Raw genomic sequence first — 17,132 nt, forward strand, 5'->3', positions numbered from 1 at the left:
ACCACTCAAGACGCCCCCTAGTGGGGCGTTTTGCTTTTCGTCACTTTAGTTCTGGAACCTGCTGATGAGCGCTCCTCGTGAAACCATCGCTGCTGTCGCTACCGCTCAAGGTCGCGGCGGTGTCGGTATCGTTCGTATCTCCGGACCGCTCGCCGGCAAGGCGGCTGAGGCTATCAGCGGCCGTGAGTTAAAGCCGCGATATGCCCATTACGGGCCATTCCTGGATGCAGATGAAACGGTGCTGGACGAAGGCTTGGCCCTTTATTTCCCTGGGCCCAATTCCTTTACCGGGGAAGATGTCCTGGAATTGCAGGGCCACGGCGGCCCGGTCGTGCTGGATATGCTGCTGCAGCGTTGCCTGCAACTGGGCTGCCGCTTGGCCAGGCCTGGGGAGTTCAGCGAACGCGCCTTTCTCAACGACAAGCTCGACCTGGCCCAGGCTGAGGCCATTGCTGATTTGATCGAGGCCAGTTCTGCACAGGCTGCACGCAACGCACTGCGCTCGCTGCAGGGCGCGTTCTCGCTGCGTGTGCATAACCTGACCGAACAACTGATCAGCCTACGCATATACGTCGAGGCGGCGATTGATTTTCCCGAGGAAGAAATCGATTTCCTCGCCGATGGCCATGTATTGGCGATGCTCGATAAAGTCCGTGATGAGTTATCCACAGTGCTGCGTGAAGCCGGGCAAGGTGCGCTGCTGCGTGACGGCATGACCGTGGTGATTGCTGGACGGCCCAATGCAGGCAAATCCAGTCTGTTGAATGCGCTGGCGGGGCGTGAGGCCGCCATTGTTACAGAGATCGCCGGCACCACCCGGGATATCCTGCGCGAACATATCCACATCGACGGCATGCCACTGCACGTGGTCGACACCGCCGGTTTGCGCGACACCGATGACCAGGTGGAAAAGATCGGCGTGGAACGCGCGCTCAAGGCCATCGGAGAAGCGGATCGAGTCCTGCTGGTGGTGGATGCGACGGCGCCCGAGGCTGTTGATCCTTTCGCGTTGTGGCCGGAATTCCTTGAGCAACGGCCAGACCCGGCCAAGGTCACCTTGATTCGTAACAAAGCCGACCTGACGGGTGAAGCCATTGCGATGGAAACCAGCGCGGATGGCCACGTCACGATCAGCCTGAGCGCCAAGTCGGCGGGTGAAGGCCTGGAACTGCTGCGCGAGCACCTCAAGGCCTGTATGGGCTACGAGCAGACTTCGGAAAGCAGCTTCAGTGCGCGCCGTAGGCACCTGGAGGCGTTGCGCCACGCGAGCGCAGCGTTGGAGCACGGTCGGGCACAGTTGACCTTAGCGGGAGCAGGGGAGCTGCTGGCAGAGGATCTCCGTCAGGCGCAGCAGCTGTTGGGAGAGATCACCGGTGCATTCAGCTCCGATGATTTGTTGGGCCGGATCTTTTCCAGTTTCTGCATCGGCAAATAAAAAAAGTTATCCACACGCCCTGTAGGCACTGGCTTGGCAGTGATAGCGGCCTGAAGAAAACCACATTCTTCAGGCCCTCACCCATCACCAGTTGTACGAAACCGTCCCAAGCAGCGTGCGGCTATCCCCCCAATAGCAGCGGCCCGCATCGTTGCAACCAGATACATATTCCTTGTCGAACAGGTTCTTGGCGTTCACATCCACAGACCAATGTTTGTCGATTTGATAGCCAACGGCTGCATCCACCAAGGTGACGCTTCCTGCATCCAACTTCCCGTATAGCGTTGGCGCGGTGTAGGAAAAGGTGCTGTCGAAATAACGCACACCGCCGCCCAGGGACAAACCTTTGAGTTGGCCATCAAGGAAGCGGTACTTGCCCCATACCGAAGCCTGGTTGCGTGGAACCCCCGTCATCTGGTGCCCTTCGACCAGCGATGTAGCCGAATCCTTGGTAATCCGAGCGTCAGTGTAGGTGTAAGCGGCCGTCACATTCAGGTTGGGGGTGATGTTGCTGTTCACCTCGACTTCCGCACCTTTGGCCCGGCTTTCGCCCACCTGGCGATAGCTGTTGGTGGTGGCGTCGAGGTAGGTGTCGTCTTCCTTGCGCAGGTCATACACCGACAGGGTCATCGCCGTATCCCAGCCGATAGGCTCGTACTTCACACCCACTTCGTACTGACTGCTGGTAATCGGCTTCAGCGGTGACCCGGCATTGGAGATCTGCTGCACCGGCACAAAGGCGGTGGAGTAGCTGACGTACGGCGTCAGGCCGTTGTCGAACTGGTACATCACCCCGCCTTGGTAGGTGAACTTGCGGTCTTCCGAGCCAGTGTTACTGGCCTTGTTGACCTTGTCGCGGAAATCGCTGTCGACCCAGTCCTGACGGCCACCCAGCAGGAACAGCCAGTGGTCGTACTTGCTCTGGATCTGTGCATAAACGCCCTTCATCTGCTGCTCGAGCAAGGTGTTTTGCACCGCCACCGGCGTAAGCGGATCACGTAGATACACGGGGTTATACACATTGATGGTGCCGGCGAAACCGGCGTCCCAATCCTGATTGAACGAAGTGCGGTCATAGCTGGCACCCAACAGCACTGTGTTTTCCAGGCCGCCCACCTGGAATTTGCCTTCCAACTGGTTATCCAGGGAATACACCATCGACTTGTTGTAGCGGTCATAGGCGGTCATGTTCAGTTGCGTACCAAACCCGCGGTTATTCAGGGCGCTGGGCCAGGTTTCATGGCGGTTGATGCGCGACTGCATATACCGCGAGTTCTGGCGGAACTGCCAATCGTCGTTGAAGCTGTGGCTGAATTCGTAACCGGTGCTCCAGGCTTCACGTTCAAATGTGTTCCAGTCCGGGTCGCCGAGCATGGTGTGCTTGGACAGCTTGCCATTGGGATTCGTCAGCAAGGTGCCGGCGGCCGGTAGGCCAAGTTCGAGATTGGTGTGGTCCTTTTGATAATTAGCCAACAGGGTAAGGGTGTTGTAGTCGTCGAAATTGAGGGTCAGTGATGGCGCGATGTACAGGCGATCATCTGGCACATGGTCGGTCTGCGTGTCGGATTTTCGACCGAGCATCACAACTCGACCAAGAATATTGCCGCTGTCATTGAGCGGCCCCGAGATATCCACACCCAGCTGACGCCGATTATTCGAGCCATACCCCAGCTGGACTTCACCTTGCGGCGTGGCTGTCGGGTGCTTGCTCACCAGGTTCACCAAACCGCCAGGTGCGTTTTCGCCGTAGAGCAGGGAAGAGGGGCCACGGAAGATTTCGACGCGCTCCAGGCCATACGGCTCACTGGTGGTGTCATACCGATTGCCTTGTACACGTAGGCCATCTCGCAGCAAACCGTAGCCGTAATCGGTGGCATTGAAACCACGAATGAAGAACAGGTCACCGGCCAGACCGTCGCCGGCAGCAAAGGGTGGCGCAAAGATACCTGGCACGTAGCCCAATACTTCCGTCAGGGTCTGCGACTTCTGGTCCTTGATGCGCTGGCTGGTGACCACGGATACCGAACGCGGTGTTTCTGACAGAGGCGTACTGGTCTTGGTACCGACGCGGCTGTTTTGTGCCTTGTAGCCCACATCCCCGGCGATCTCCTGGCTGAAACCTTCCTGTTGATAAGTGCTGACCGTGGTGGGCGCAAGCGTGAGTTGCCCAGCAGGAATGGCCTGCAGGACATAACTGCCGGGCGCCTGGGCTACCGCTTGTAACCCCGAGTTCTGCAGCAACAGCGCAAAGCCTTGTTCTACCGAATAATCGCCTTCAAGCCCGGTCGAGTTCAAACGCGCGGTTTGCTGGGGCGAGAAAGATAGAATCACATTCGCCCGAGCGGCAAATTGGCTCAACGCATTGTCCAGGGGGCCCGCCGCAATAGCGTAGTGCTGCACCGCGCTGGCGGCCAGGACATCAGTGGATAACACAATAACGCCGGTGGCTGCCGTGCCGAGTAGCAGGCTGCACGTCATACCGTGGTAGGAAAGTCGCTGGCGGAGCTTGGAAGGGAGGCGCATAAGTGGATAAGCCCTGAAGGTGGCGTCGTGATTACCTGTAGGGCCGTGTCAGGTCAGAAAAAGATAACCCTTGTGCGGATATTTTTTGCAATCAACCGATTCGTTTCACTGAAACCCAATAGCGGGTGAAGTACTTCACCTGGATCGGCAGAGTTGCCTGCAGATTGGCCAGTACCGCATCGGTGGAATCCAGGCGGAAGGTCCCGGAGACACGCAGGCGAGCCGACGCCAAGTCGCATTGCAGGACGCCCGGGCGGTAGCGCGCGAGGTCTTCGATCACATCCCCGAGGCGAGCATCCAATACGATCAACTGACCATCGACCCACGCCGCTTGTGAGCCGCGGTACGCGTGGTTTAGTCCCACATGTTGGCGATCGAAGTCAGCGCTTTCACCGGCACTGAGTAGCCGCGCGTGATGGGGTTGGTCACCAGGCGCTACGCTTACCCGATCCTCAAGGACGCCGACACGTGTGGAGTCTGGCAATTGGCGCACGGTGAAGGTGGTGCCCAGGGCCTGGATTCGGCCTTGGCGGGTCTCGACATAAAAGGGCGTCTGGCCACCCCGCTTGCCGGTGTGGATAAGTACTTCACCTTCACGCAGGCGAATCAAACGCTGTCGCCCATCGAATACCACGTCAATTGCCGTATGGGTGTTCAGATCAATCCGCGTACCGTCAGCCAGCTCGATACGCCGGCGCTCACCCACGGACGTCCGGTAGTCGGCCCATACATTGGCCAGGGGCGTGTGTTGCTGGACATTCCAGCCCAGGTACCCGGTACCGCCCAGCACCAGCATCCATTTCAACACCTGGCGTCGTTGCTGGCCGGTCGACAAGGCCCGGCGAGTGAAATCCTGGGGCAGGGCGCCGAGACTGCGCTGCAACTGCTCCATCTGGTTCCACGCGGCCTGATGGGACGGATCGCCGTTTAGCCATTGTTGCCAGGCTTGGCGCTCGGCGGCGGTAGGGGTTTGGGATTGAAACTGCACATACCAACTGGCAGCGGCCTCGAAGGTCTTGCGATCAGGCGCCGCCATTACAAGCTGGCCATGATCAATGCGCATTCGGTCAATGCCCGGATCATGTGCTTCTTCACCGTGGTCAGTGAAACCTGAAGCTGATCGGCAATCTGTTGATAAGTCAGGCCCTCGATCTGCGACAGCATAAATATCCGGCGTGCTCGCTCGCCGAGTGCCGACAAGGCTTTATCCACAGCCACCAACGTCTCGATGATGATGGCTTTGTCTTCTTCGCTGATGGCTATGGCTTCAGGCCGTTCGGACAAGGTTTGCTTATAGGCCTGTTCGATGGCATGTCGACGGTAACGATCGATCACCAAACCCCTGGCAATAGTCGCCAAATAGTCTCGCGGTTCAACGATCTGCCCCGCATGCCGCCCGCCCAGGATGCGCACGAACGTGTCGTGCGCCACATCGGCCGCATCGCAGGCGTTATGCAACTTCCCTTTGAGCCACCCGTGCAGCCAGGAATGGTGCTGCTCATAGATGTTCTGGACCGCAGCCGTGTGTGAAGAAGGGGACATAGGGCATGACAAGGTAGGTTAATGATAATCGCTATTATTAACTGCCCTGCCGTTTTCTCACAATAGATCTCTTTTTTTGCTGGGCTCATCACCGCGTGGAGGTTTCTGTTGGCGTTGTCGTGGACCGAATACAGACAGCATCACCGATTTCTGTGGATTAAGCCCTGTGAATAACCGCCCCTGTGCCCAGTTGATAACAGGGCCTGAAACCTGAGCAAAAACACCTCTGTGGATAACCACATGTTTAATCCACAGGCTTAAAGCACTTATCCAAGGGCCTCGTTGGCACATGACCACAGACTTTTGAATCGCTGTACATACCGTAGATAAAGGCCTGCGTAGATCTATCCACAGAAATAGGGTTCAGTAGAAATAAACATAAAAACAAAGATTTAATAAATTTCTCTCTTTTAATTTCTATTGTCTGTGATTCATCCACAGCTGGTTAAATTTTGTGCAAAGGGTTCTTTAGGAAGGGCTAAGTCCCTATACTTGCCGCCAAAGCTCTAAAACCAGCTCAATCAATCAATTCCTAATTACCTACATAAGCAGGCACGAGGTGCGTGGTGGATTTCCCTTCCCGTTTTGAAGTGATCGTCATCGGCGGCGGTCATGCCGGTACCGAGGCAGCACTGGCGTCAGCACGCATGGGCGTAAAAACCCTGTTGTTGACGCATAACGTGGAGACCCTCGGCGCCATGAGTTGCAACCCTGCCATCGGTGGGATCGGCAAAAGCCATCTGGTCAAGGAAATCGACGCCCTTGGCGGCGTAATGGCCATGGCTACCGACAAAGGTGGAATCCAATTCCGCGTGCTCAACAGCCGCAAGGGCCCGGCCGTACGGGCCACTCGGGCACAAGCCGACCGCATCCTGTACAAGGCTGCGGTGCGCGAAACCCTGGAAAACCAGCCGAACCTGTGGATATTTCAACAAGCCGCCGATGACTTGATCGTCGAGCAGGACCAGGTACGCGGTGTTGTCACGCAAATGGGCCTGCGTTTCTTCGCGGAATCCGTGGTGTTGACCACCGGCACGTTCCTCGGCGGACTTATCCACATTGGTATGCAGAACTATTCCGGCGGTCGCGCCGGTGATCCGCCGTCGATTGCTTTGGCAAAACGCCTGCGTGAATTGCCGCTGCGTGTCGGCCGCCTGAAAACCGGGACCCCGCCGCGTATCGACGGGCGTTCTGTGGACTTCTCGGTGATGACCGAACAGGCCGGCGATACGCCGATCCCGGTCATGTCGTTCATGGGTTCCAAAGAACAGCACCCGAAACAGGTAAGCTGCTGGATCACCCACACCAATGCCCGCACCCACGAAATCATTGCTGCGAACCTCGATCGTTCGCCGATGTATTCCGGGGTGATCGAAGGCATCGGCCCGCGTTACTGCCCGTCGATCGAAGACAAGATCCACCGCTTTGCCGACAAGGAAAGCCACCAGGTCTTCATCGAACCCGAAGGCTTGACCACTCACGAGCTGTACCCGAACGGGATTTCCACTTCCCTGCCGTTCGACGTGCAAATCCAGATCGTGCAATCGATTCGCGGCATGGAAAACGCGCACATCGTGCGTCCGGGCTACGCCATCGAGTACGACTACTTCGACCCGCGTGACCTGAAGTACAGCCTGGAAACCAAAGTGATCGGCGGTCTGTTCTTCGCCGGGCAAATCAACGGCACCACCGGTTATGAAGAAGCCGGCGCCCAAGGTTTGCTGGCCGGGACCAATGCCGCGCTGCGCGCTCAGGGCAAAGACAGCTGGTGCCCGCGTCGCGACGAAGCGTACATCGGTGTTTTGGTCGACGACCTGATTACCTTGGGGACGCAGGAACCGTACCGGATGTTTACCTCCCGGGCGGAATATCGCCTGATCCTGCGTGAAGACAACGCTGACCTGCGCCTGACCGAGAAAGGTCGCGAACTGGGCCTGGTCGATGACGCGCGTTGGGCAGCCTTCTGCAAAAAACGCGAAAGCATTGCATTGGAAGAACAGCGCCTGAAAAGCACCTGGGTCCGCCCGGGCACCGAGCAAGGCGACGCGATTGCCGAAAAATTCGGCACACCGTTGACCCACGAATACAACTTGCTCAACCTGCTGTCCCGTCCGGAAATCGACTACGCTGGTCTGGTCGAAGTGACAGGCCAGGGTGCAGAAGACCCACAGGTTGCCGAGCAGGTCGAGATCAAGACCAAATACGCCGGTTACATTGACCGTCAGCAGGACGAGATCGCCCGCCTGCGCGCCAGTGAAAACACCAAGCTGCCTGTGGATATCGACTACACCGGGATTTCCGGGCTGTCGAAAGAAATTCAAAGCAAGCTGGGGATAACTCGGCCAGAGACCCTGGGCCAAGCTTCACGTATCCCCGGTGTTACCCCAGCAGCGATTTCGCTGTTGATGATCCATTTGAAAAAACGCGGCGCGGGCCGTCAGTTGGAGCAAAGCGCTTGAGTTCGTTGGTCACCTCGCAACACGCCGAAGAGTTATCCACAGGTGCACGGCAGTTGGGTGTCGACCTGACCCCTGTCCAGCACGAATTGCTGCTGGGCTACCTGGCCCTGTTGATCAAGTGGAACAAGGCTTACAACCTCACTGCAGTGCGCGATCCCGACGAGATGGTGTCACGCCATCTGCTCGACAGCCTGAGCGTCATGCCGTTTATCGAAAACGGGCGCTGGCTCGACGTGGGCAGTGGCGGCGGCATGCCCGGTATTCCACTGGCAATCCTGTTTCCCGAGTCGCAAGTGACCTGCCTGGACAGCAACGGCAAGAAGACCCGCTTCCTCACCCAGGTCAAACTCGAACTCAAGCTGGACAACCTGCACGTTATCCACAGCCGCGTCGAAGCCTTCACGCCTGAACAGCCTTTCAACGGAATTGTTTCCCGGGCGTTCAGCAGCATGGAGAACTTCAGCAACTGGACCCGCCACCTCGGCAACCGCGATACCCGCTGGCTGGCAATGAAGGGCGTCCATCCAAGCGATGAGCTGTTAGCATTGCCGGCAGACTTCCACCTCGATAGCGAACACGCCTTGGCCGTACCCGGTTGCCAAGGCCAACGCCATCTGCTGATACTGCGCCGCACGGCATGATTGGGAACACAAGCAAGAATGGCTAAGGTATTCGCGATAGCGAACCAGAAAGGTGGCGTGGGCAAAACCACCACCTGCATCAACCTCGCAGCTTCCCTGGTCGCTACCAAGCGTCGGGTGCTGCTGATCGATCTCGATCCACAGGGCAACGCCACCATGGGTAGCGGTGTGGATAAACACGGCCTGGAAAACTCGGTCTACGACTTGCTGATTGGCGAGTGCGACCTGGCCCAAGCCATGCACTACTCTGAGCACGGCGGTTACCAACTGCTGCCGGCCAACCGCGACTTGACCGCGGCGGAAGTGGTGCTGCTGGAAATGCAGATGAAAGAAAGTCGTCTGCGCAGCGCCCTGGCGCCGATCCGCGAGAATTACGATTACATTCTGATCGACTGCCCGCCGTCACTGTCGATGCTGACGTTGAACGCGCTGGTGGCTGCCGATGGGGTCATTATCCCCATGCAGTGCGAGTACTACGCGCTGGAAGGTTTGAGCGACCTTGTGGATAACATCAAGCGAATCGCCGAGTTGCTCAACCCGAACCTGCAAATTGAAGGTTTGTTGCGCACCATGTTCGATCCGCGCCTGAGCCTGATGAACGATGTGTCGGCGCAGCTCAAGGAACATTTCGGTGATCAGCTGTATGACACGGTGATCCCGCGCAACATCCGTCTGGCCGAAGCGCCAAGCTACGGCATGCCGGCCTTGGCGTACGACAAACAATCCCGTGGTGCCATCGCCTACCTGGCGCTGGCTGGCGAGATGGTTCGTCGCCAGCGCCGCAACTCACGCACCGCTGCAGCCCAGCCAACTTAAGGAATCCCCATGGCCGTCAAGAAACGAGGTCTAGGACGTGGACTGGATGCACTGTTGAGTGGTCCGACCGTCACATCGCTTGAAGAACAAGCGGTGCAGGCCGACGAGCGCGAGCTGCAACACCTGCCGCTGGACCTGATCCAGCGCGGCAAATACCAGCCACGCCGGGACATGGACCCCCAGGCGCTGGAAGAACTGGCCAACTCGATCAAGGCCCAGGGCGTCATGCAGCCGATCGTCGTGCGCCCGATCGGTGGCGGCCGCTTTGAGATCATCGCCGGTGAACGCCGCTGGCGCGCGAGCCAGCAGGCCGGCAAGGAAACCATCCCCGCGATGGTGCGTGATGTACCGGATGAAACCGCCATCGCCATGGCGCTGATCGAGAACATCCAGCGCGAAGACCTCAACCCGATCGAAGAGGCCATCGCCCTGCAGCGTTTGCAGCAGGAATTCCAGCTGACCCAGCAACAAGTGGCCGAGGCAGTGGGTAAATCCCGCGTGACCGTGTCCAACCTGCTGCGCCTGATCGCGCTGCCGGAAGTCATCAAGACCATGTTGTCCCATGGCGACCTGGAGATGGGCCACGCCCGTGCATTGCTCGGTTTGCCGGAAAATCAACAGGTTGAAGGGGCGCGACACGTTGTCGCACGGGGGCTCACCGTTCGTCAGACCGAGGCCCTGGTTCGCCAGTGGCTGAGCGGTAAACCTGCACCGGTCGAAACCGCTAAACCTGATCCGGATATTGCACGTCTCGAGCAACGCCTGGCCGAGCGCCTGGGCTCTGCGGTGCAAATTCGCCACGGTAAGAAAGGCAAAGGGCAATTAGTCATCGGATATAACTCTCTCGATGAGCTTCAGGGCGTCCTTGCCCACATCCGCTGAAACATTTGCTTATGTAGCGCGTGATCGGAAATCACTACCCGGCAGTTGAATAGGGGCAGAACCGCCCCTATACTCTGCGCGCATTTTGTCGGCACAAATTATGCCAAGTTATTGATTTCCGGCAGCCGACCATTGAGGAGCAAGAGTGATGGAAACCCGCACGCCAAACACGTTGCCGTTCCATCGCTTGGCCGTTTTCCCGGTTTTATTGGCTCAATTTGTCATTCTGCTGATCGCCGCATTGGCGCTTTGGTATTGGCATGGAGTCGTAGCCGGATATTCAGGACTCTGCGGAGGCCTGATAGCCTTGCTGCCCAATATGTATTTTGCTCACAGGGCCTTTCGGTTTTCCGGCGCCCGAGCAGCCCAGGCTATCGTCCGGTCCTTTTATGCCGGCGAAGCGGGGAAACTGATTTTGACGGCAGTGCTGTTTGCACTGACCTTTGCAGGTGTGAAGCCATTGGCGCCGCTGGCTGTATTCGGCGTCTTCGTGTTGACCCAACTGGTCAGCTGGTTCGCTCCCCTGCTAATGAAAACAAGACTTTCGAAACCTTAGGGCGTTTGAGGCAACCATGGCAGAAACAACCGCTTCGGGCTATATCCAGCACCACTTGCAGAACCTGACCTTCGGTCAGCTTCCTAATGGCGGCTGGGGCTTTGCCCACTCCGCAGCAGAGGCCAAAGAAATGGGCTTCTGGGCTTTCCACCTGGATACTCTGGGCTGGTCGGTCGCATTGGGTCTGATCTTCGTCCTGATTTTCCGCATGGCGGCAAAGAAGGCAACGTCAGGTCAGCCAGGTGCCTTGCAGAACTTCGTTGAAGTACTGGTCGAATTCGTCGATGGCAGCGTGAAAGACAGCTTCCATGGCCGTAGCCCGGTGATTGCACCGCTGGCACTGACCATCTTCGTCTGGGTGTTCCTGATGAACGCCGTCGACCTGATCCCGGTCGACTGGATTCCTCAGCTGGCCATCCTGATCACCGGCGATGCGCACATTCCATTCCGTGCCGTATCGACCACAGACCCTAACGCCACCCTGGGCATGGCCCTGTCGGTGTTTGCGTTGATCATTTTCTACAGCATCAAGGTCAAGGGCATCGGCGGCTTCATCGGCGAACTGACCCTGCACCCGTTCGGCAGCAAGAACATCTTCGTTCAAGCCCTGCTGATCCCGGTGAACTTCCTGCTGGAGTTCGTGACCCTGGTCGCCAAGCCGATCTCCCTGGCCCTGCGACTGTTCGGCAACATGTATGCCGGCGAGCTGGTGTTCATTCTGATCGCTGTGATGTTCGGCAGCGGTCTGCTCTGGCTTAGCGGCCTGGGCGTGGTTCTGCAGTGGGCGTGGGCTGTGTTCCACATCCTGATCATCACCCTGCAGGCCTTCATCTTCATGATGCTGACCATCGTCTACCTGTCGATGGCGCACGAAGAGAACCATTAAGACCAGTCTCGACTAGTCTGATGTCCTTCCCGGTGAAACGGGAAGGTGGCCCACCAGGGCTATGAAACGATTTGTTTTACCGCTTTAAAATCTAAAAAACCTAAACCATACGACGTAAAAGTCGGGAGGAAAGATGGAAACTGTAGTTGGTCTAACCGCTATCGCTGTTGCACTGTTGATCGGCCTGGGCGCCCTGGGTACTGCCATTGGTTTCGGCCTGCTGGGCGGCAAATTCCTGGAAGGCGCTGCGCGTCAGCCAGAAATGGTTCCAATGCTGCAAGTTAAAATGTTCATCGTCGCCGGCCTGCTCGACGCCGTGACCATGATCGGCGTTGGTATCGCTCTGTTCTTCACCTTCGCGAACCCCTTCGTTGGTCAACTCGCTGGCTAATCACTCGAATTTTTCGAGTTGATTGGAGTGATGGACAACGAATGAGCGAGGTGTTGGCGTGAACATTAATGCAACCCTGATTGGCCAATCCGTTGCGTTCTTCATTTTTGTAGTGTTTTGCATGAAGTTCGTGTGGCCTCCGGTCATCGCGGCTTTGCACGAACGTCAGAAGAAGATCGCTGATGGCTTGGACGCTGCCAGCCGTGCAGCTCGCGACCTGGAGTTGGCCCAAGAGAAAGTGGGTCATCAACTGCGCGATGCTAAAGCACAGGCAGCTGAAATCATTGAGCAAGCCAAGAAACGCGGTAACCAGATCGTCGAAGAGGCTGTTGAAAAAGCCCGCGTCGAAGCTGACCGTGTGAAGGCTTCGGCTCATGCCGAGATCGAACAGGAACTGAACGGCGTCAAAGACGCGCTGCGTGCCCAACTGGGTGCTCTGGCGGTCGGCGGTGCTGAGAAGATCCTCGGTGCCACAATCGATCAAAACGCGCACGCGGAGCTGGTTAACAAACTGGCTGCTGAAATTTAAGCGAGGGCGATCATGGCAGAACTGACCACGTTGGCCCGACCTTACGCTAAGGCAGCCTTCGAGCACGCCCAGGCCCACCAGCAGCTGGCCTCTTGGTCAGCCATGCTCGGCCTGGCTGCAGCAGTGTCGCAAGACGACACCATGCAGCGCGTGCTCAAGGCCCCGCGCCTGACGAGCGCAGACAAGGCCGCCACTTTTATTGAAGTGTGCGGCGACAAGTTTGATGTGAAAGTGCAGAACTTCATCAATGTCGTTGCCGAAAACGACCGTCTCCCGCTTTTGCCGGAGATTGCCGCTCTTTTCGACCTGTACAAGGCCGAGCAAGAGAAATCGGTAGACGTTGAAGTCACCAGTGCTTTTGCATTGAACCAAGAACAGCAAGACAAACTCGCCAAGGTTCTCAGTGCACGACTCGACCGGGAAGTGCGCCTGCAAGTTGCGGAAGACAGATCCCTCATTGGGGGCATTGTCATTCGCGCCGGCGACCTGGTTATCGATGGCTCGGTTCGCGGCAAACTCGCGAGCCTTGCCGAAGCATTGAAATCTTGAGTTTGAAGGGGCAGCAGAGCAATGCAGCAACTCAATCCTTCCGAAATAAGTGAAATTATCAAGGGCCGCATCGACAAGCTCGATGTGACCTCCCAAGCCCGTAACGAAGGCACTGTCGTCAGCGTATCTGACGGCATCGTGCGGATTCACGGTCTGGCCGACGTCATGTACGGCGAGATGATCGAGTTTCCGGGCGGCGTCTACGGTATGGCCCTCAACCTGGAGCAAGACTCCGTAGGTGCCGTTGTATTGGGCGCGTACACCAGTCTGGCTGAAGGCATGAGCGCCAAGTGCACAGGCCGCATCCTGGAAGTTCCGGTTGGTAAGGAACTGCTGGGTCGCGTAGTCGACGCACTGGGTAACCCTGTTGACGGTAAAGGTCCACTGGGCAACACCGAGACCGACGCGGTCGAGAAAGTTGCTCCAGGCGTGATCTGGCGTAAGTCGGTAGACCAGCCTGTACAGACTGGCTACAAGGCTGTCGATGCCATGATCCCAGTCGGCCGTGGCCAGCGTGAGCTGATCATCGGTGACCGTCAGATCGGTAAAACCGCTCTGGCGATCGACGCGATCATCAACCAGAAGAACAGCGGCATTTTCTGCGTCTACGTAGCAATCGGTCAGAAGCAATCGACCATCGCCAACGTGGTTCGCAAGCTGGAAGAAAACGGCGCCCTGGCCAACACGATCATCGTGGCTGCCAGTGCTTCGGAATCTCCTGCGCTGCAATTCCTGGCACCGTACTCCGGTTGCACCATGGGTGAATTCTTCCGCGACCGCGGTGAAGACGCGCTGATCGTTTATGACGATCTGTCCAAGCAAGCAGTGGCTTACCGCCAGATTTCCCTGCTGCTGCGCCGTCCACCAGGCCGTGAAGCTTACCCAGGCGACGTGTTCTATCTCCACTCCCGTCTGCTGGAGCGCGCATCCCGCGTTTCCGAAGAGTACGTAGAGAAGTTCACCAACGGCGCAGTGACCGGCAAAACCGGTTCCCTGACCGCACTGCCGATCATCGAAACCCAGGCTGGCGACGTTTCCGCGTTCGTTCCGACCAACGTGATTTCCATCACCGACGGTCAGATCTTCCTGGAATCGGCCATGTTCAACTCGGGCATCCGCCCTGCAGTGAACGCCGGTGTTTCGGTATCCCGTGTGGGTGGTGCCGCTCAGACCAAGATCATCAAGAAGCTCTCCGGTGGTATCCGTACCGCTCTGGCTCAGTACCGTGAACTGGCGGCATTCGCCCAGTTCGCTTCTGACCTGGACGAAGCGACCCGTAAGCAACTTGAGCATGGTCAGCGCGTTACCGAGCTGATGAAGCAGAAGCAATACGCCCCAATGTCGATCGCTGACATGGCGTTGTCGCTGTATGCCGCTGAGCGTGGGTTCCTGACCGACGTTGAAATCGCCAAGGTCGGCAGCTTTGAACAAGCGCTGATTGCTTACTTCAACCGCGATCACGCCGAATTGATGGCGAAGATCAACGTGAAGGGTGACTTCAATGACGATATCGACGCTGGCATGAAAGCCGGTATCGAGAAGTTCAAGGCCACCCAAACCTGGTAAGCCGCAGCGGGAGCCGCAAGGCTCCCGCTTGCTAACCTGATAGGTGTTACATGGCAGGCGCAAAAGAGATTCGCAGTAAGATTGCGAGCATCAAAAGCACGCAAAAAATTACCAGCGCCATGGAAAAAGTGGCGGTCAGCAAAATGCGCAAGGCACAAATGCGCATGGCTGCTAGCCGTCCTTATGCGGAGCGTATCCGCCAGGTAATTGGGCATCTGGCCAACGCCAACCCGGAATACCGCCACCCGTTCATGATCGACCGCGAAGTAAAGCGTGTGGGTTATGTGGTTGTGAGCAGTGACCGTGGTTTGTGCGGTGGTTTGAATACCAACCTGTTCAAGGCCCTGGTCAAGGACATGGCGGTAAACCGCGAAAACGGCGTCGAGATCGATCTGTGTGTTGTTGGTAGCAAGGGTGCGGCCTTTTTCCGCAACTTCGGCGGTAACGTCGTTGCAGCTATCAGCCACCTGGGTGAAGAGCCGTCGATCAATGATTTGATCGGCAGTGTGAAGGTGATGCTGGATGCGTACCTGGAAGGCCGGATTGACCGCCTGTCCGTGGTATCCAACAAGTTCATCAACACCATGACCCAGCAGCCAACCGTGGAGCAATTGATTCCACTGGTGGCGACTCCGGATCAGGAACTCAAGCACCACTGGGACTACCTCTACGAACCAGACGCCAAAGAGCTGCTTGACGGCTTGATGGTGCGCTACGTGGAGTCGCAGGTGTACCAGGCGGTGGTCGAGAACAACGCAGCTGAACAAGCGGCGCGGATGATCGCGATGAAAAACGCTACCGATAACGCCGGTGATCTGATCAGCGATTTGCAGCTGATCTACAACAAGGCGCGTCAGGCTGCGATCACCCAAGAGATCTCGGAAATCGTCGGCGGCGCTGCCGCGGTTTAACGGTTCAAATATTCAGAGGATCCAGCTATGAGTAGCGGACGTATCGTTCAAATCATCGGCGCCGTTATCGACGTGGAATTTCCACGCGACAGCGTACCGAGCATCTACAACGCGCTGAAAGTACAAGGCGCGGAAACTACTCTGGAAGTTCAGCAGCAGCTGGGCGACGGCGTAGTTCGTACCATTGCGATGGGTTCCACCGAAGGCTTGAAGCGCGGTCTGGACGTTGTCGACACTGGCGCTGCCATCTCCGTACCGGTCGGTAAAGCGACCCTGGGCCGGATCATGGACGTACTGGGCAACCCGATTGACGAAGCTGGCCCGATCGACACCGAAGAGCGCTGGGGCATTCACCGTCCAGCACCTTCGTTCGCCGAACAAGCGGGCGGCAACGATCTGCTGGAAACCGGCATCAAGGTTATCGACCTGGTTTGCCCGTTCGCCAAAGGCGGTAAAGTCGGTCTGTTCGGTGGTGCCGGTGTAGGCAAGACCGTAAACATGATGGAACTGATCCGTAACATCGCCATCGAGCACAGCGGTTATTCCGTGTTCGCCGGTGTGGGTGAGCGTACTCGTGAGGGTAACGACTTCTACCACGAGATGAAGGACTCCAACGTTCTGGACAAAGTGGCACTGGTTTACGGTCAGATGAACGAGCCGCCGGGAAACCGTCTGCGCGTAGCACTGACTGGCCTGACCATGGCCGAGAAGTTCCGTGACGAAGGTAACGACGTTCTGCTGTTCGTCGACAACATCTACCGTTACACCCTGGCCGGTACCGAAGTATCCGCACTGCTGGGCCGTATGCCTTCGGCAGTAGGTTACCAGCCGACCCTGGCTGAAGAGATGGGCGTTCTGCAAGAACGTATCACTTCGACCAAGGAAGGTTCGATCACTTCGATCCAAGCGGTATACGTACCTGCGGATGACTTGACCGACCCGTCGCCAGCGACCACCTTCGCCCACTTGGACGCCACCGTCGTACTGTCCCGTGACATCGCTTCCCTGGGTATCTACCCAGCGGTCGATCCACTCGACTCGACTTCGCGCCAGCTGGACCCGAACGTGATCGGCCAGGAGCACTACGACACCGCTCGCGGCGTTCAGTACGTGCTGCAGCGTTACAAAGAACTGAAGGACATCATTGCGATCCTGGGTATGGACGAGCTGTCGGAAACCGACAAGCAGTTGGTATCCCGTGCTCGTAAGATCCAGCGCTTCTTGTCGCAGCCGTTCTTCGTGGCTGAAGTCTTCACCGGTGCATCAGGTAAATACGTTTCCCTGAAAGACACCATTGCTGGCTTCAAAGGCATCCTCAACGGTGACTACGACCACCTGCCAGAACAAGCGTTCTACATGGTCGGCGGCATCGAAGAAGCGATCGAGAAAGCCAAGAAACTGTAATCCAAGCGCCCGGCAACGGGCGCTCATCAGGTTGAGGCAATC

At 57.4% G+C, this 17,132-nt stretch carries 16 protein-coding genes; 13 read left to right on the forward strand and 3 right to left on the reverse strand.

Annotation, left to right across the window (positions count from 1 at the left end):
* The first annotated feature begins 64 nt into the window (after nucleotides 1-64).
* On the forward strand, nucleotides 65-1,435 hold the full coding sequence (gene mnmE / locus AC0IYN_RS10440; protein ID WP_406596201.1) for a tRNA uridine-5-carboxymethylaminomethyl(34) synthesis GTPase MnmE: 1,371 nt from the start codon (nucleotides 65-67) through the stop codon (nucleotides 1,433-1,435).
* A gap of 84 nt (nucleotides 1,436-1,519) precedes the next feature.
* On the opposite strand, the gene AC0IYN_RS10445 is transcribed toward mnmE, so the two are convergent.
* The 3 genes from AC0IYN_RS10445 to AC0IYN_RS10455 all read right to left on the reverse strand — a co-directional run bounded on the left by AC0IYN_RS10445 (nucleotide 1,520) and on the right by AC0IYN_RS10455 (nucleotide 5,500).
* On the reverse strand, nucleotides 1,520-3,958 hold the full coding sequence (locus AC0IYN_RS10445; protein WP_457247663.1) for a TonB-dependent siderophore receptor: 2,439 nt from the start codon (nucleotides 3,956-3,958) through the stop codon (nucleotides 1,520-1,522).
* A 91-nt stretch (nucleotides 3,959-4,049) separates the two neighbouring features.
* On the reverse strand, nucleotides 4,050-4,994 hold the full coding sequence (locus AC0IYN_RS10450) for a FecR domain-containing protein (protein WP_406596262.1): 945 nt from the start codon (nucleotides 4,992-4,994) through the stop codon (nucleotides 4,050-4,052).
* Nucleotides 4,994-5,500, reverse strand: coding sequence for a sigma-70 family RNA polymerase sigma factor (locus AC0IYN_RS10455; RefSeq protein ID WP_457239518.1), 507 nt, complete (start codon nucleotides 5,498-5,500; stop codon nucleotides 4,994-4,996). The genes AC0IYN_RS10450 and AC0IYN_RS10455 overlap by 1 nt, the downstream gene beginning before the upstream one ends.
* A 566-nt stretch (nucleotides 5,501-6,066) precedes the next feature.
* Here AC0IYN_RS10455 and mnmG point away from each other — a divergent pair.
* From mnmG to atpD, 12 genes are all read left to right on the forward strand, one after another.
* Nucleotides 6,067-7,959 (forward strand): tRNA uridine-5-carboxymethylaminomethyl(34) synthesis enzyme MnmG, encoded by a 1,893-nt coding sequence (mnmG, locus tag AC0IYN_RS10460; protein WP_406596204.1) that lies wholly within the window; start codon nucleotides 6,067-6,069, stop codon nucleotides 7,957-7,959.
* Nucleotides 7,956-8,600 carry a 16S rRNA (guanine(527)-N(7))-methyltransferase RsmG gene (gene rsmG / locus AC0IYN_RS10465; RefSeq protein WP_406596205.1) on the forward strand — a complete coding sequence of 215 codons (645 nt, stop codon included), beginning with the start codon at nucleotides 7,956-7,958 and terminating at the stop codon, nucleotides 8,598-8,600. Before mnmG ends, rsmG begins: the two co-directional genes overlap by 4 nt.
* A gap of 18 nt (nucleotides 8,601-8,618) precedes the next feature.
* A complete protein-coding gene (locus AC0IYN_RS10470) occupies nucleotides 8,619-9,416 on the forward strand; it encodes a ParA family protein (RefSeq protein ID WP_010207696.1) in 798 nt (265 codons plus the stop codon).
* A gap of 9 nt (nucleotides 9,417-9,425) precedes the next feature.
* A complete protein-coding gene (locus AC0IYN_RS10475) occupies nucleotides 9,426-10,298 on the forward strand; it encodes a ParB/RepB/Spo0J family partition protein (RefSeq protein ID WP_016970690.1) in 873 nt (290 codons plus the stop codon).
* A 148-nt stretch (nucleotides 10,299-10,446) separates the two neighbouring features.
* Nucleotides 10,447-10,854 (forward strand): F0F1 ATP synthase subunit I, encoded by a 408-nt coding sequence (locus AC0IYN_RS10480; protein WP_010565865.1) that lies wholly within the window; start codon nucleotides 10,447-10,449, stop codon nucleotides 10,852-10,854.
* 16 nt (nucleotides 10,855-10,870) lie between these two features.
* Nucleotides 10,871-11,740, forward strand: a complete 870-nt coding sequence (gene atpB, locus AC0IYN_RS10485; protein WP_025854397.1) for a F0F1 ATP synthase subunit A — start codon at nucleotides 10,871-10,873, stop codon at nucleotides 11,738-11,740.
* Nucleotides 11,741-11,873: 133 nt separating this feature from the next.
* Entirely contained in the window at nucleotides 11,874-12,131 is a 258-nt protein-coding gene (gene atpE / locus AC0IYN_RS10490; protein ID WP_002555987.1) for a F0F1 ATP synthase subunit C, read from the forward strand.
* Nucleotides 12,132-12,189: 58 nt separating this feature from the next.
* On the forward strand, nucleotides 12,190-12,660 hold the full coding sequence (locus tag AC0IYN_RS10495; protein WP_015886647.1) for a F0F1 ATP synthase subunit B: 471 nt from the start codon (nucleotides 12,190-12,192) through the stop codon (nucleotides 12,658-12,660).
* 12 nt (nucleotides 12,661-12,672) lie between these two features.
* A complete protein-coding gene (locus tag AC0IYN_RS10500) occupies nucleotides 12,673-13,209 on the forward strand; it encodes a F0F1 ATP synthase subunit delta (RefSeq protein ID WP_003233569.1) in 537 nt (178 codons plus the stop codon).
* A 21-nt stretch (nucleotides 13,210-13,230) separates the two neighbouring features.
* Nucleotides 13,231-14,775, forward strand: a complete 1,545-nt coding sequence (gene atpA / locus AC0IYN_RS10505; RefSeq protein WP_003177064.1) for a F0F1 ATP synthase subunit alpha — start codon at nucleotides 13,231-13,233, stop codon at nucleotides 14,773-14,775.
* Between the two features lie 50 nt (nucleotides 14,776-14,825).
* The gene (gene atpG / locus AC0IYN_RS10510) at nucleotides 14,826-15,686 is read left to right on the forward strand and encodes a F0F1 ATP synthase subunit gamma (RefSeq protein WP_010565870.1); all 861 of its coding nucleotides are present in this window, start codon (nucleotides 14,826-14,828) and stop codon (nucleotides 15,684-15,686) included.
* 27 nt (nucleotides 15,687-15,713) lie between these two features.
* Nucleotides 15,714-17,090: a F0F1 ATP synthase subunit beta gene (gene atpD / locus AC0IYN_RS10515; protein WP_015886645.1), complete on the forward strand. Its 1,377-nt coding sequence runs from the start codon at nucleotides 15,714-15,716 to the stop codon at nucleotides 17,088-17,090.
* The last annotated feature ends 42 nt before the right edge of the window (nucleotides 17,091-17,132 follow it).

This window comes from Pseudomonas sp. AC112, from assembly GCF_979253545.1.